This window comes from Streptomyces sp. NPDC104096 (assembly GCF_055584385.1).
Window position 1 is genome coordinate 1 of the sequence record NZ_JBVJMD010000022.1, and the last position, 15,388, is coordinate 15,388.

The 15,388-nt window shown below is 68.0% G+C and carries 15 protein-coding genes; 13 read left to right on the top strand and 2 right to left on the bottom strand.

The window, feature by feature from the left end; translation table 11 throughout:
- The 3 genes from ACZ60B_RS22445 to ACZ60B_RS22455 form a co-directional block, all read left to right on the top strand.
- Positions 1-1,293, top strand: a 1,293-nt coding sequence (locus ACZ60B_RS22445; RefSeq protein WP_469389592.1) for a site-2 protease family protein, incomplete at its 5' end; no start/stop codon positions are given.
- A 74-nt stretch (positions 1,294-1,367) separates the two neighbouring features.
- On the top strand, positions 1,368-2,273 hold the full coding sequence (locus ACZ60B_RS22450; protein ID WP_351602679.1) for a tRNA (adenine-N1)-methyltransferase: 906 nt from the start codon (positions 1,368-1,370) through the stop codon (positions 2,271-2,273).
- Positions 2,274-2,493: 220 nt separating this feature from the next.
- Positions 2,494-3,084, top strand: coding sequence for a hypothetical protein (locus ACZ60B_RS22455; RefSeq protein ID WP_469389788.1), 591 nt, complete (start codon positions 2,494-2,496; stop codon positions 3,082-3,084).
- 58 nt (positions 3,085-3,142) lie between these two features.
- On the opposite strand, the gene ACZ60B_RS22460 is transcribed toward ACZ60B_RS22455, so the two are convergent.
- Positions 3,143-3,442 (bottom strand): ferredoxin, encoded by a 300-nt coding sequence (locus tag ACZ60B_RS22460; RefSeq protein WP_469389594.1) that lies wholly within the window; start codon positions 3,440-3,442, stop codon positions 3,143-3,145.
- A gap of 249 nt (positions 3,443-3,691) precedes the next feature.
- Here ACZ60B_RS22460 and arc point away from each other — a divergent pair, with 249 nt between their 5' ends.
- From arc to prcA, 6 genes are all read left to right on the top strand, one after another.
- Positions 3,692-5,458 (top strand): proteasome ATPase, encoded by a 1,767-nt coding sequence (arc, locus tag ACZ60B_RS22465; RefSeq protein ID WP_450667385.1) that lies wholly within the window; start codon positions 3,692-3,694, stop codon positions 5,456-5,458.
- A 232-nt stretch (positions 5,459-5,690) separates the two neighbouring features.
- On the top strand, positions 5,691-7,202 hold the full coding sequence (gene dop, locus ACZ60B_RS22470) for a depupylase/deamidase Dop (protein ID WP_469389597.1): 1,512 nt from the start codon (positions 5,691-5,693) through the stop codon (positions 7,200-7,202).
- Positions 7,203-7,390: 188 nt separating this feature from the next.
- Positions 7,391-7,609, top strand: coding sequence for a ubiquitin-like protein Pup (locus ACZ60B_RS22475; RefSeq protein WP_469389599.1), 219 nt, complete (start codon positions 7,391-7,393; stop codon positions 7,607-7,609).
- 31 nt (positions 7,610-7,640) lie between these two features.
- On the top strand, positions 7,641-8,234 hold the full coding sequence (locus tag ACZ60B_RS22480; RefSeq protein WP_469389601.1) for an endonuclease VII domain-containing protein: 594 nt from the start codon (positions 7,641-7,643) through the stop codon (positions 8,232-8,234).
- Positions 8,186-9,031 carry a proteasome subunit beta gene (gene prcB / locus ACZ60B_RS22485; RefSeq protein WP_469389603.1) on the top strand — a complete coding sequence of 282 codons (846 nt, stop codon included), beginning with the start codon at positions 8,186-8,188 and terminating at the stop codon, positions 9,029-9,031. Before ACZ60B_RS22480 ends, prcB begins: the two co-directional genes overlap by 49 nt.
- 60 nt (positions 9,032-9,091) lie before the next feature.
- On the top strand, positions 9,092-9,862 hold the full coding sequence (gene prcA, locus ACZ60B_RS22490; protein WP_469389605.1) for a proteasome subunit alpha: 771 nt from the start codon (positions 9,092-9,094) through the stop codon (positions 9,860-9,862).
- 91 nt (positions 9,863-9,953) lie between these two features.
- Here the strand turns inward: prcA and ACZ60B_RS22495 are convergent, their stop codons facing one another.
- Positions 9,954-10,973: a LacI family DNA-binding transcriptional regulator gene (locus ACZ60B_RS22495; RefSeq protein ID WP_469389607.1), complete on the bottom strand. Its 1,020-nt coding sequence runs from the start codon at positions 10,971-10,973 to the stop codon at positions 9,954-9,956.
- Positions 10,974-11,092: 119 nt separating this feature from the next.
- Here ACZ60B_RS22495 and ACZ60B_RS22500 point away from each other — a divergent pair, with 119 nt between their 5' ends.
- From ACZ60B_RS22500 to ACZ60B_RS22515, 4 genes are all read left to right on the top strand, one after another.
- Positions 11,093-12,352 carry an MFS transporter gene (locus tag ACZ60B_RS22500; RefSeq protein WP_469389609.1) on the top strand — a complete coding sequence of 420 codons (1,260 nt, stop codon included), beginning with the start codon at positions 11,093-11,095 and terminating at the stop codon, positions 12,350-12,352.
- 9 nt (positions 12,353-12,361) lie between these two features.
- Complete coding sequence (gene pafA, locus ACZ60B_RS22505; protein ID WP_067429457.1) at positions 12,362-13,723, top strand: Pup--protein ligase; 1,362 nt, start codon at positions 12,362-12,364, stop codon at positions 13,721-13,723.
- Positions 13,724-13,850: 127 nt separating this feature from the next.
- Complete coding sequence (locus ACZ60B_RS22510; protein WP_469389611.1) at positions 13,851-14,855, top strand: FKBP-type peptidyl-prolyl cis-trans isomerase; 1,005 nt, start codon at positions 13,851-13,853, stop codon at positions 14,853-14,855.
- Positions 14,856-14,913: 58 nt separating this feature from the next.
- The gene (locus ACZ60B_RS22515) at positions 14,914-15,285 is read left to right on the top strand and encodes an FKBP-type peptidyl-prolyl cis-trans isomerase (RefSeq protein WP_385528523.1); all 372 of its coding nucleotides are present in this window, start codon (positions 14,914-14,916) and stop codon (positions 15,283-15,285) included.
- The last annotated feature ends 103 nt before the right edge of the window (positions 15,286-15,388 follow it).

Sequence of the window (15,388 nt, forward strand, 5' to 3'; positions counted from 1 at the left end):
ACCGGACCCGAAGCGCCCGCCCCCGCACCCGGCGTGCCCACACCCCCCACCGGCACCGACCACGACACCCCGGACACCCCCGGCCGACGCACCCTCGCCCACTCACCCACCGGCCACAACCGGCCACCCCGACGCGCCCCCGAACCCCGCGGCGGACTCCTCATGGGACGCCCCTTCGGCGTACCCGTCTACGTCGCACCCAGCTGGTTCCTCGTCGCCGCCCTGATCACCTGGGTCTTCGGCAACCAGCTCGACCGCGTCCTGCCCGAACTCGGAGCCGCCCGCTACCTCGTCTCCCTCTTCTTCGCCGTCGCCTTCTACGCCTCCGTACTCGTCCACGAACTCGCCCACACCGTCGCCGCCCTCCGCTTCAAACTCCCCGTCCGCCGCATCCAGCTCCAGTTCTTCGGCGGCGTCTCCGAGATCGAGAAAGAAGCCGAGACCCCCGGCCGCGAATTCGTCCTCGCCTTCGTCGGCCCCCTGCTCTCCCTGATCCTCGCCGGCGTCTTCTACCTCGCCATGCGACCCGTCCAGCCCGGCACCGTCCCCGGCGTCCTCCTCGCCGGCCTGATGATCTCCAACCTCATCGTCGCCGCCTTCAACCTCCTGCCCGGCCTCCCCCTCGACGGCGGACGCATGCTCCGCGCCGTCGTCTGGAAAATCACCGGCCGCGCCATGAGCGGCACCGTCGCCGCCGCCTGGGTCGGCCGCGCCCTCGCCGTCTCCGTCCTCATCGGCCTGCCCCTGCTCACCCAGTCCGGCGCCCTAGGCTCCACCGCCGAGGACAGCGTCGGCATGGACACCGTCTTCGACGCCCTCCTCGCCGCCATCCTCGCCGCCATCATCTGGACCGGAGCCGGCAACAGCCTGCGCATGGCCCGCCTGCGCGAACACCTCCCCGAACTGCGCGCCCGCAACCTCACCCGCCGCGCCGTCCCCGTCGAGACCACCACCCCCCTCTCCGAAGCCCTCCGCCGCGCCAACGACGCCGGCGCCCGCGCCCTCGTCGTCGTCGACGCCGCCGGCGAACCCCTCTCCCTCGTCCGCGAAGCCGCCATCGTCGGCGTACCCGAACACCGCCGCCCCTGGGTCGCCGTCAGCGGCCTCGCCCAGGACCTCACCGACGGCATGCGCGTCTCCGCCGAACTCTCCGGCGAAGAACTCCTCGACGTCCTGCGCGCCACCCCCGCCACCGAATACCTCGTCGTCGAGGACACCGGAGAGATCTACGGCGTCCTGTCCGCCGCCGACGTCGAGCGCGCCTTCGTCAAAGCCATGGCCCGCCCCAGCTGAGACCCGCCCCACAGCCCCCCCGTCACACCACCCGCATGGTCGGCGACCCCTCCCAGGACCGGTAGGCTGGTCACATGTCCGAACCGACCGGTGCCGCCCGCAGGCGCGGGCCCTTCAAGGTCGGGGACCAGGTTCAGCTGACCGACCCCAAGGGCCGCCACTACACGTTCACGCTCGAAGCCGGGAAGAACTTCCACACCCACAAGGGTTCCTTCCCGCACGACGAACTGATCGGCTCACCCGAGGGCAGCGTTGTCCGCACCACCGGTAACGTCGCCTACCTCGCGCTGCGCCCCCTGCTCCCCGACTACGTCCTGTCCATGCCCCGCGGCGCCGCCGTGGTCTACCCCAAGGACGCGGGGCAGATCCTCGCCTTCGCCGACATCTTCTCCGGCGCACGCGTCGTGGAAGCGGGCGTCGGCTCCGGCTCGCTCAGCAGCTTCCTGCTGCGCGCCATCGGCGACCAGGGCATGCTGCACTCCTACGAGCGCCGCGAGGACTTCGCCGACATCGCCCGGCAGAACGTCGAACGCTACTTCGGCGGCCCCCACCCCGCCTGGCAGCTCACCGTCGGCGACCTCCAGGACAACCTGAGCGACACCGACGTCGACCGCGTCATCCTCGACATGCTCGCCCCCTGGGAATGCCTCGAGGCCGTCTCCAAGGCCCTCGTCCCCGGCGGCATCCTGTGCTGCTACGTCGCCACCACCACCCAGCTCGCCCGGACCGTCGAGTCCATCCGCGAGATCGGCTGCTTCAACGAGCCGACCGCCTGGGAGACGATGATCCGCAACTGGCACATCGAGGGCCTCGCCGTCCGCCCGGACCACCGGATGATCGGCCACACCGGCTTCCTGCTCACCGCCCGCCGCCTCGCCGACGGCGTCGAGCCGCCCATGCGCCGCCGCCGCCCCGCCAAGGGCGCCTACGGCGAGGACTACGCCGGCCCCAACGCCGACGGAGGCGCCGCCGGCCGCTAGCCGACACCTCGAGGCGGCCCGCCCCAACAACACCGCGCCGTGGCCGAGTTCCCGCACCACACCCCGGAACTCGGCCACGGCGCCCTTGCGTTGCCCACCCACCACCGGCCGACGCCGGCCCGCGGAAACCTCCCACCCCGCCGTTCCCCCGCACTGTGACGTGTGGCACGATGCTGGCCACCCCACCCCGGCACAGTCCTCGCAGGAGACGCACCCAGTGCTGCAACAATCCGTCGTCCCGGAACTGGCACCCGACCACACCCGGCCGATCCACTGGGTCGCCACCGCGACCGCCGTCGCCGGCGTCGTCGCCTTCACCTCACTCCTGCAACCCCACCCCGCGACCGCCGCCCAGAGCCCCGGCACCGACCCCACGGGCGCCCCCACCAGCGCCTCCGCGAGCGCCACGCCACCGGCCACCACCGGCGTCGACTTCCCCCTCGACTGCGGCCCCGTCACCGCCGTCGTCCAGCGCAGGGCGAGCGGCGACCTCGACGGCGACGGCCGCCCCGAGACCGTCGCCACCGTCCACTGCGACGCCGGCATGGGCACCCCGCCCGACGCCCTCTACGTCCTCACCCAGGCCGCAGGCGACCAGCACGCCCGCGTCGTCGCCACCCTCGTCGCCCCCAAGGACCGCCTCACCGTCAGCAGCCTCACCGTCACCGACGCGGCCGTGCGCGCCACGGTCCTCGGCTACTCGTCGACCGACATACCCAGTTGCTGCCCCGACGTCACCGAGAGCGTGAAGTGGCAGTGGAAGAACGGCGTGTTCATCCGCTCGACGTCCGCCGGAGCCGACGGCAGCTGAAACGGGCCACCGACGCCTGTGAGAAACCAGACACCCCTCACGCGCCGTGGCCGCACCCTCACTCCGCGTCCGGACCGTACACCTCGACCCTGTCCGAAACCCGACGCACATGAATGCAGTCGCCCGGACACTCCCGCGCCGAGTCCACCACATCCACCAGCAGCGGCAACGGCACCGCAACCGTCGCACCCGGCTCCTGCAACAGCTCCTCGTCGGCACCCTTCACATAGGCCAGACCGTCGATGTCCAGCTCGAACACCTCGGGCGCGTACTGGGCACAGATGCCGTCACCGGTACAGAGATCCTGGTCGATCCAGACCTCCAGGGCCTCACCGTCGACATCGGCCACCTGCTGCACGTCATCTCTCCTGACCGTTTACTACACAGAGCCGCGGGAACGATGCGGACCCTGACGGGTGTTGAACACTTCGACCCTACCCCCGCCCGCTTTCCAATCATGTTCGGTGGGTATTCCCCTGGCGTGAGGGAGAGCGCAAGGGTGAAGATCGGACACACCCCGACAGTCTTTGTGATCTAGGGGTTTCAATCGACACCCACCCAGGTAGGGTCTGGAAGCGTCCAGCTCCCCTTGGAGGAGGTGAGGACCGTGGCAGCCCACGACGACGACATGAACCGCGGCATCCGCCCGGGACGAGGGTCCGACGACCCCGTCGGGCAGATTGCCTACCTTGAGCAGGAGATCGCCGTCCTGCGGCGCAAGCTCGCCGACTCTCCGCGGCACACGAGGATTCTCGAAGAGCGGATCGTCGAGCTCCAGACCAACCTGGCCGGCGTCTCCGCCCAGAACGAACGACTCGCCAACACGCTCCGTGAGGCCCGCGACCAGATCGTGGCCCTCAAGGAAGAAGTCGACCGGCTCGCCCAGCCACCGGCCGGCTTCGGAGTCTTCCTCACGGCGAACGAGGACGGCACCGCCGACATCTTCACCGGAGGCCGCAAACTCCGCGTGAACGTCAGCCCCGGCGTCGAGCTCGACGAGCTCAGGCGCGGCCAGGAAGTGATGCTCAACGAAGCGCTCAACGTGGTCGAAGCCATGGAGTACGAGCGGGTCGGAGACATCGTCACCCTCAAGGAGATCCTCGAGGACGGCGAACGCGCCCTGGTCCTCGGGCACACCGACGAGGAACGGGTGGTGCGGCTCGCCGAGCCGCTGCTGGACGTCACCATCCGCCCCGGCGACGCCCTCCTGCTCGAACCCCGCTCCGGCTACGTCTACGAGGTCGTGCCCAAGAGCGAGGTCGAGGAACTCGTCCTCGAAGAAGTCCCCGACATCGGCTACGAGCAGATCGGCGGCCTCGGCAACCAGATCGAAGCCATCCGCGACGCCGTAGAGCTCCCCTACCTCTACCCGGACCTGTTCAAGGAGCACGAGCTGCGCCCGCCCAAGGGCGTCCTCCTCTACGGACCCCCCGGATGCGGCAAGACACTCATCGCCAAGGCCGTCGCCAACTCACTGGCCAAAAAGGTCGCCGAAGTCACCGGCGCGGCCGCCGGCAAGAGCTTCTTCCTCAACATCAAGGGACCCGAGCTCCTCAACAAGTACGTCGGAGAGACCGAACGCCAGATCCGCCTCGTCTTCCAGCGAGCCCGCGAGAAGGCCAGCGAGGGCACCCCCGTCATCGTCTTCTTCGACGAGATGGAATCCCTCTTCCGCACCCGCGGCTCCGGCGTCAGCTCGGACGTGGAGAACACCATCGTCCCCCAGCTCCTCGCCGAGATCGACGGCGTCGAAGGCCTGGAGAACGTGGTCGTCATCGGCGCCTCCAACCGCGAGGACATGATCGACCCCGCCATCCTGCGCCCCGGCCGCCTCGACGTGAAGATCAAGATCGAACGTCCGGACGCCGAAGCGGCCAAGGACATCTTCGGCAAGTACCTCACCGAGCGCCTCCCGCTGCACTCCGACGACCTCGGCGAGCACGGCGGCAGCAAGGCCACCACCGTCCAGAGCATGATCCAGACGGCAGTGGAACACATGTACGCCGAATCCGAGGAAAACCGCTTCCTGGAAGTCACCTACGCCAACGGCGACAAGGAAGTCCTCTACTTCAAGGACTTCAATTCCGGCGCCATGATCGAAAACATCGTCGGTCGCGCCAAGAAAATGGCGATCAAGGACTTCCTCGACCACAACCAGAAGGGCCTCCGCGTCTCCCACCTCCTCCAGGCATGCGTGGACGAGTTCAAGGAGAACGAAGACCTGCCCAACACCACCAACCCCGACGACTGGGCCCGAATCTCCGGAAAGAAGGGCGAACGGATCGTCTACATCCGCACCCTCATCACCGGAAAGCAGGGCGCGGACACCGGACGCTCCATCGACACCGTGGCAAACACCGGACAGTACCTGTAAAAACAGGGCGGCTGCGGGTGCCCACCACGGGTACCCGCAGCCAACTGTTTTTCCGGCCACAGCAGCAACAAGGCAATGACGCAAATGATCTCCCCACCAGCGCAAAGCCGTTCTAGGCTCTTCCGTACCGCCGGATCGCGCAGTGCGGGGACGGGCACCGCACACGACCGGAGCACCACCGGTACTTGAGCGGCGCCCACGACCGAGGGTGCCGCCGGGCAAGGAGGGCCGCATGACCGTACGGCGAGTAATGGGCATCGAGACGGAGTACGGCATCTCCGTCCCCGGCCACCCCAACGCCAATGCCATGCTCACCTCGTCCCAGATCGTCAACGCCTACGCCGCGGCGATGCACCGGGCCCGCCGGGCCCGCTGGGACTTCGAGGAGGAGAACCCGCTACGGGACGCCCGAGGATTCGACCTCGCCCGGGAAGCCGCCGACTCCAGCCAGCTCACCGACGAGGACATCGGCCTCGCCAACGTGATCCTCACCAACGGCGCCCGCCTCTACGTCGACCACGCCCACCCCGAATACAGCGCCCCCGAGGTCACCAACCCCCGCGACGCCGTCCTCTGGGACAAGGCCGGCGAACGGATCATGGCCGAAGCCGCCGAACGAGCCGCCCAGCTCCCCGGCGCCCAGCCCATCCACCTCTACAAGAACAACACCGACAACAAGGGCGCCTCCTACGGCACGCACGAGAACTACCTGATGAAGCGGGAAACCCCCTTCTCCGACATCGTGCGCCACCTCACCCCGTTCTTCGTCTCCCGCCAGGTCTTCGCCGGAGCCGGCCGCGTCGGCATCGGCCAGGACGGCCACGAACACGGCTTCCAGCTCAGCCAGCGCGCCGACTACTTCGAGGTCGAGGTCGGCCTGGAGACCACCCTCAAACGCCCCATCATCAACACCCGCGACGAACCCCACGCCGACGCCGAGAAGTACCGCCGCCTGCACGTGATCATCGGCGACGCCAACCTCTCCGAGATCTCGACCTACCTGAAACTGGGCACGACCGCCCTGGTCCTGTCCATGATCGAAGACGGCTTCATCGCCGTCGACCTCGCCGTCGACCAGCCCGTACGCACCCTCCACCAGGTCTCCCACGACCCCACCCTCAAGCGACTGGTCACCCTCCGCAGCGGCCGCACACTCACCGCGGTCCAGCTCCAGATGGAGTACTACGAACTCTCGCGCAAATACGTGGAGGAGCGCTACGGCGCCGACGCCGACGCACAGACCAAGGACGTCCTCACCCGTTGGGAGGACACCCTCAACCGGCTCGAACGCGACCCCATGAGCCTGGCCGGCGAACTCGACTGGGTCGCCAAGCGCGAACTCATGGAGGGCTACCGCCGCCGGGACGGCCTGGACTGGGACGCCGCCAAACTGCATCTCCTCGACCTCCAGTACGCGGACGTACGGGCCGAGAAGGGCCTCTACAACCGTCTGGTGGCCCGCGGACGCATCAAACGGCTCCTGGACGAGACCGAGGTCGAGCGGGCCAGGACCGAGCCCCCCGAGGACACCCGGGCCTACTTCCGCGGCCGCTGCCTGGAGCAGTACGCGGACGACGTCGCGGCCGCCTCCTGGGACTCGGTGATCTTCGACCTGCCGGGCCGCGACTCCCTCCAGCGGGTACCGACCCTGGAGCCCCTACGCGGAACGCGAAATCACGTCAAGGAACTCCTGGACCGATGCCGTACCGCGGAAGACCTGGTCAGGGTCCTCTCCGGCGGCTGAACCAATCCTCGGACCGGTCCCCTTGCGCGGGTGGAAAACCCCGCGCGAGGGAATCATCGAGGTGGGCCCCGTGCGTTGTGGCAACTGCGGGGCCGATGTCGGGCCCGGCTTGTAGGGTCTGATCACCACCGATCGGCAGGAATGCCTGCCTGTCGACCATGTCGGGCGAACTGAGCGGGGTGAGGGTTATGGCGACCAAGGACACCGGCGGCGGCCAGCAGAAGGCGACGCACTCCACGGAGGAGGTCGAGGAGCAGGCGCAGGACGCGCAGGAGACCGGCGACCTCAAGGAACGGCACGAGAAGCTGAGCGACGACGTGGACTCGGTCCTTGACGAGATTGACGATGTCCTCGAGGAGAATGCGGAGGACTTCGTTCGAAGTTTCGTTCAGAAAGGCGGCCAATAGCCTTCGAATCGAAGGTCTTCGGGGGGCTGGGTTGTCAAATCAAGAGGAAGTGAAGCGCTGCTCGCGGTGTCAGGAGTCCAAGCCGCGGGCGGCCTTCGCAAGTAACAGGGCAATGCGCGACGGGCTCCAGGCGTACTGCCGGGAGTGCTGGGCGGCCTATCATCAAGCTCGGCAGCTGGCGAAGGGGAAGAACGTCCGGCCCCGTGTGGAGACGCCCGAGGGTCACAAGTTCTGCCGTAGCTGCGGTGAGGTCAAGCCGCACAGTGAATGGCACCGCAACGCCACGGCCACTGATGGCTTGTCGACGAGCTGCAAGTCGTGTCGCGCGGCCAAAGGGCGCGCAGGCCATCTGAAGCGCCACTACGGCATGACCGAAGCCGAACGCGATCAGATGGTCGCCTCTCAAATGGGGCTCTGCGTGATCTGCCTGAAAGCTCCTGCCGTACACGTGGATCACTGCCACAAGACGGGTAGGGTCCGTGGCGTACTGTGCTTCAACTGCAATTCGGCCATCGGCAAGTTGGGAGACGATCCCGACGCTGTTCGTCGGGCAGCTGCCTACCTGGAGGGAACTTCGTGGAAGCCAACACTCGTAGCACCGGGCGTCTACCAGCTGCCTTCCTGACGCCTGGGTCGTCGTCCTTCATGGACTTCCTCTCCGAGCACCAGCCGGAGATGTTGCCCGGCAATCGGCAACTGCCTCCGACGCAGGGTGTGATCGAGGCGCCGCACGGCACGACGATCGTCGCCGTGACCTTCCCGGGCGGTGTCGTGCTGGCCGGTGACCGGCGGGCGACGATGGGCAACATGATCGCGCAGCGGGACATCGAGAAGGTGTTCCCGGCGGACGAGTACTCGGCGGTGGGTATCGCCGGCACGGCCGGTCTGGCGGTGGAGATGGTGAAGCTGTTCCAGCTGGAGCTGGAGCACTTCGAGAAGGTCGAGGGCGCCCAGCTGTCGCTGGAGGGCAAGGCGAACCGGCTGTCGACGATGATCCGTTCCAACCTCGGCATGGCGATGCAGGGGCTGGCGGTGGTGCCGTTGTTCGCCGGGTTCGACGTGGACCGGGCGAAGGGGCGGATCTTCTCGTACGACGTCACGGGTGGCCGTTCCGAGGAGCACGGTTACGCGGCGACGGGGTCGGGTTCGATCTTCGCGCGGGGTGCGATGAAGAAGCTCTACCGTGAGGACCTGACCGAGGACCAGGCCACCACGCTGGTGGTGCAGGCTCTGTACGACGCGGCTGACGACGACTCGGCGACCGGTGGTCCCGATGTCGCGCGCCGGATCTATCCGATCGTCACCGTGATCACCGAGGACGGTTTCCGTCGGCTCACCGAGGGTGAGTCCTCCGAGATCGCCCGTTCGATTCTGGAGCGCCGTCTGGAGCAGCCGGACGGCCCGCGTGCCGCGCTGCTGTAGTCGGCGGTCGTGCTTCCTTCAGGTGATCTTGTGACTTCGACAGAAAGGGACGGATAACCGGTGTCGACGCCGTTCTATGTCTCACCCCAGCAGGCGATGGCCGACCGGGCGGAGTACGCCCGCAAGGGCATCGCACGTGGCCGCAGCCTGGTCGTGATCCAGTATGCCGACGGCATCGTGTTCGTCGGTGAGAACCCGTCCCGTGCGCTGCACAAGTTCAGCGAGATCTACGACCGGATCGGTTTCGCGGCCGCCGGCAAGTACAACGAGTACGAGAATCTGCGGATCGGTGGTGTGCGTTACGCGGATCTGCGGGGTTACACCTATGACCGTGACGACGTGACGGCGCGTGGTCTCGCGAACGTCTACGCCCAGACGCTGGGCACGATCTTCTCCAGTGCGGCCGAGAAGCCGTACGAGGTGGAGCTGGTCGTGGCGGAGGTGGGGGAGACGCCGGAGGGTGACCAGATCTATCGGTTGCCGCACGACGGGTCGATCGTGGACGAGCACGGTTCGGTGGCGGTCGGTGGTAACGCGGAGCAGATCAGTACGTATCTGGATCAGCGCCATGAGGACGGGATGAGCCTGTCGGAGGCGTTGAAGCTGGCGGTGCAGGCGTTGTCGCGGGATACGAACGGTACGCAGCGGGAGATTCCGGCTGAGCGGCTGGAGGTCGCGGTGCTGGATCGTACGCGTCCGCAGGCGCGGAAGTTCAAGCGGATCGTGGGTCCGCAGTTGTCGCGGTTGCTGGCGGCGCAGGGTGCGACGTCGGAGGCGGAGAGCGCCGACGACGGCGCCGACGGTGCTGGGGACGTCGGCAAGGAGTTGTAGTTCGTTCCTGGTTCGTTCCGTGTGTGCCCCCGGCCGGTGACGGCGGTCGGGGGCACGGTGCTGTCCGGGGCGGTTCCGTCCGTGGGGGCCGTCAGGGGGTGCTGGGGGGTGCTGTGGAGCCGCGGACGACGAGTTGGACGGGGATGTCGCCGGCTCGGGGGGTTCTGTCGTCGAGGACGGCGAGGAGGGCTTGCATGCCGCGTTCGCCGAAGAGTTCGGCGTCGAGGCGGACGGTGGTGAGTTCGGGGTCGATGGCGGTGGCGAGGGCGAGGTCGTCGACGCCGGTGACGGAGATGTCGTCGGGGACGCGCAGGCCGAGGCGGCGGATGGCTTTGTAGGCGCCGGCGGCGAGTTTGTCGTCGTCGCAGACGAGGGCGGTGGGGTGGGGGCCGGGGGTGTCGAGGGCCGCGGTCGTGGCTGCCACGGCGTCTTCGATGGAGATGGGTGCGCGGGCGGTGGTGATGGTGGTGCCGGGTACCGCGGTGATGCGGGTGGTGAGTTCGCGGGCGCGGACCTCGAAGGTCCAGGAGGGGATGTCGGCCGCGAGGTGGAGGAAGCGGCGGTGGCCGAGGGTGAGGAGGTGGTCGGCGATCTGGCGGGCGCCGTCGGCGATGTCGAGGTTGACGGTGGCGGCGCCGAGGCTGCCGTGGGGGTCGCTGTCGAGCATGACGAGGGGGAGGCGGTCGCCGCCGCGCAGGGCGGTGAGGGCGTCGGCGGCCATGGAGGAGGCGATGACGCCGTCGAGGGCGCTCTGGGCGGAGGCGAAGGGGTCGCGGGCGGGGCCGATGCCTTGGGGGGAGGGGTAGAGGACGAGGCCGAAGCCGTGGTCGGCGGCGATGCGGGCGGCTCCGGTGTAGACGCCGGCGAAGAATTCGGTGGTGAGGGCGGGGACGACGAGCAGGACGGTGCGGGTGTGGCCGAGGCGGAGGTTGCGGGCGGCGAGGTTGGGGCGGTAGCCGAGGTCGTGTGCGGCCCGGCGGACGCGTTCGGCGGTGGTCTCGGAGACGCGGCCGCGCCATTTGTCGCCGAGTACCAGGGAGACCGCGGCCTGGGAGACGCCGGCGGCTTGGGCGACGTCGCGGCTCGTGGGGCGTGTGCTTCCTGGTGTCACCGCTGGCCTGCTCCTTCGTCTGGACTGGTGAACAGCGCACATGGTACGTATGGGCGAGGGGGTTATACGTAACACGTCGGGGCGGCACACGGCCTCGGCAAGGCGACGGAGGCAGGCGGATGGCCGCGGGTTACCTGGAGATCCTCGGGGCGAGGCATGCCGCCCGGTTGCTGGTGGGCACGTTGGTGGGCCGGTTGCCGAACGCGACGGCGGCCATCGCGATCGTGCTGTTCGTGCGGGCGCAGGGCGGTACGTACAGCCTGGCGGGCGTGCTGGCGGCGGTGTACGGGGTGGCGAACGCGGTGGGGCAGCCGGTGCTGGGGCGTCTGGTCGACCTGTACGGGCAGCCGCGGGTCCAGCTGCCCGCGGCGGTGGCCTCGGCCCTGTCGATGGCGGTGTTCGCTCTCGTGGGCCTCGGCACGCTGCCGGCGGCGTACGCGGCGGTGGCGGCGGCCGGGCTGTTCACGCCGCCGCTGGAGGGCGGTCTGCGGGCGCTGTGGCCGGGGGTGCTGCGCGGGGAGGAGCGGGTGCACACGGCGTACGCGATGGACGCGGTGGCGCAGGAGGTGATGTTCACGGTGGGGCCGCTGCTGGTGACGGTGTGCGTGTCGCTGTGGTCGGAGCGGGCGGCGTTGCTGGTGCTGAACGGGGTGGGTGTGCTGGGGGCGCTGTCGGTGGTGGTGTCGGCGCCTTCGCGTGCGTGGCGTTCGGAGCCGCGGGAGGCGCACTGGCTGGGTGCGCTGCGGTCGCCGGGTCTGCTGGCGCTGCTGGGCGCGTTCTTCTTCGTGGGGATCGCGTTGGGTTCGATCACGGTGGCGTCGGTGCCGTACGCGGACGCGCACGGTGGTGACGTGGTGTACGGGTGGCTGATGGCGGCGATCGGGCTGGGTGCGCTGGTGGGGGGTCTGGTCTACGGGGCGCGGTCGTGGCCGGGGGTGCCGGAGCGGCGGTTGCGGGTGCTGGTGGCGTTTCTGGCGGTGTGTTATCTGCCGTTGATGGTGATGCCGGGTGCGGTGGCGATGGTGGCGCTGACGGCGCTCGCGGGGGTGTTCCTGGCGCCGGCGATCGCGTGTGCGTTCGTGATCGTGGATCGGCATGCGCCGCGGGGGACGGTCACGGAGGCGTTCTCCTGGCTTGTGACGACGTTCACGGTGGGTGCGTCGGTGGGGACGGGGCTTGCGGGGCCGGTCGTCCAGTCGGGTGGTGCGCTGTGGGGTTTCGCGGTTCCGGGGGTGGCGGGGGCGGTGTCGTTGCTGGTTCTGCTGGCCACGGGGAGGGTCCTCGCAGTTCCTGTGGGGGGTGCTGTGGTTGCGGCTTCATCGGAAAATGATCCAAATCGTGCTGTCGAACCCCGTTTCAGCTCGGGGGATCGGGCGTAATGTTCAGTCATGGACCGCCGCATTTTCGGGCTGGAGAACGAGTACGGCGTCACGTGCACGTTCAGGGGACAGCGCCGCCTGTCGCCTGACGAGGTGGCGCGGTACCTCTTCCGCCGTGTCGTGTCATGGGGCCGCAGCAGTAATGTCTTTCTGCGAAACGGTGCCCGCCTGTATCTCGATGTCGGGTCACATCCGGAATACGCGACACCCGAGTGTGACAACGTGACCGAGCTGGTCACTCATGACAAAGCAGGCGAGCGCATTCTCGAGGGACTCCTGGTGGACGCGGAGCGACGCCTGCACGAGGAGGGAATCGCGGGCGACGTCTACCTCTTCAAGAACAACACCGACTCGGCGGGCAACTCATACGGTTGCCACGAGAACTATCTGGTGGCGCGGCACGGGGAGTTCTCCCGGCTCGCGGACATCCTTATTCCGTTCCTGGTCACGCGCCAGTTGCTGTGTGGTGCGGGCAAGGTCCTGCAGACTCCGCGCGGGGCTGTCTACTGCGTGAGTCAGCGGGCGGAGCACATCTGGGAGGGCGTCTCCTCGGCGACGACCCGGTCCCGGCCGATCATCAACACGCGTGACGAGCCGCACGCGGACGCGGAGCGTTACCGGCGGCTGCATGTCATCGTGGGCGACTCGAACATGTCGGAGACGACGATGCTGCTGAAGGTCGGGGCGACCGACCTGGTGCTGCGGATGATCGAGGCGGGCACGGTGATGCGGGATCTGACGCTGGAGAACCCGATCCGGGCGATCCGTGAGGTCAGCCATGACATCACGGGCCGTCGCAAGGTGCGGCTGGCGAGCGGCCGGGAGGCGTCGGCGCTGGAGGTGCAGCGGGAGTACTACGAGAAGGCCGTGGACTTCTGTGAGCGCCGTGGTATCCGCACCGGTACGGTCGAGCAGGTCCTGGAGCTGTGGGGCCGGACGCTGGACGCGATCGAGGCGGAGGATCTGGACCGGATCGGTACCGAGATCGACTGGGTGATGAAGTACCAGTTGATCGAGCGGTACCGGGCGAAGCACAACATGACGATGTCGCATCCTCGGGTGGCGCAGATAGACCTCGCGTATCACGACATCCACCGGCGTCGTGGTCTGTACTACCTGCTGGAGAAGAAGGGTCAGGCCGCTCGTATCTGCAACGACCTGAAGATCTTCGAGGGCAAGTCGGTGCCTCCGCAGACGACCAGGGCGAGGTTGCGCGGTGACTTCATCCGAAGGGCCCAGGAGCAGCGTCGTGACTTCACGGTGGACTGGGTGCATCTGAAGCTGAACGACCAGGCGCAGCGCACGGTGTTGTGCAAGGATCCGTTCCGTTCGGTGGACGACCGGGTGGAGAAGCTGATCGCCGGGATGTGAGCGGGGCGGTCCGGTGCTGTGCCGGAACGCAACGCGGGCGCCGTACGTTTTCCGTACGGCGCCCTTTTGACGTCGTAGAGTTGCGCGCACGCCATCCGCAAGATCGACCGATTACGAGGCTTTCATCGTGCGCCGACGCTCTCTCATCCTTGCCGCTGTTCCCGCTGGACTGGTCACGATCGCCGGGTGCGGTGACGACAAGTCCGACAAGAGCAAGACGAGCGTCAGTGAGTCGCCGTCTGCCGAGGCTCCGTCGTCGGCGCCGCCGCCGAAGATCGTCGATGGTCCGCTGCCGGCGATCACGGCGGGGACGAAGTTCGGTGAGAAGCCGACGGTCGCGAAGGGGACGGGTGAGCCGTCGGACCAGTTGGCGGTGAAGACGGTGATCGCGGGCGGCGGTCAGACGGTCGCGGAGAACGACTACATCCAGGCGAACTACCTGGGGCAGATCTGGGACACGGCGAAGGTGTTCGACAACTCCTGGGACCGTAAGACGCCGTTGGTCATCCAGTTGGCGAAGGGCAGCATCATCGATGGCTGGCGGTATGCGCTGACGGGGAAGAAGGCGGGCAGCCGGGTCGAGTTCTCGGTGCCGCCGACCTGGGGTTACGGCAAGTCCGGGAACTCGCAGGCGGGTATCAAGGGTACGGACACGCTGGTGTTCGTGGTCGATCTGCAGGAGACGTTCAACGCGAAGAGCTCGGCCAAGGGCAAGGCGGTGGCGCAGGACGACGCGGATCTGCCGAAGGTGGGGACGAACACGGACGGCAACGCGCCGTCCATCCAGGTGCCCAAGGTGGATCCGCCGAAGGGGCTGGTGGCGAACTACGTCCTGGAGGGTGACGGTGACCCGGTGGGGGAGCAGGACAGTGTGCTGGTGCAGTACAAGGGTGTGCTGTGGGACAACGGCAAGGAGTTCGATTCGACGTACGGCCGCAAGTCGCTGACGTCGTTCGGTCTTTCGCAGGTCGTCAAGGGGTGGGCGCAGGGGCTGACGGGCAAGAAGGTGGGCAGCCGGGTGCTGATCGTGGTTCCGCCGGACCTGGGCTACGGGGACAACCCGCCGAGCGGCAGCGGCATCGGCAAGGACTCCACGATGGTCTTCTCCGTGGACATCCTCGCGAAGATGTGAGGCCGTGTGATGTAAGACTGTGATCGTTGCTTTATCCAGACAAGCAGGAGCTAGAGACGTGAGCATCGAGAAGCCCGAGATCGACTTTCCGGAGGGCAATCCCCCGGCGGACCTCGAGATCAAGGACATCTGGGAGGGCGACGGTCCGGTGGCCGAGGCGGGGCAGACCGTCACGGTGCACTACGTGGGTGTCGCGTTCAGCACGGGTGAGGAGTTCGACGCGAGCTGGAACCGGGGCAACCCGTTCCGTTTCCCGCTCGGTGGCGGCCGGGTCATCAAGGGCTGGGACCAGGGTGTGCAGGGCATGAAGGTCGGTGGCCGTCGCCAGCTGACCATTCCCGCCCACCTCGCCTACGGCAACCAGAGCCCGACCCCGGCGATCCAGCCGGGTGAGACGCTGATCTTCGTGGTCGACCTGCTCGGAGTCTGATCGTCGAGCGATCGCACCCGATCATCTGGGGCCCATGCCTGTCGGGCATGGGCCCTCGGCTTTTGCCGCGGCACCGCTGGGCGGTACGGTCATCGGTCGGAAG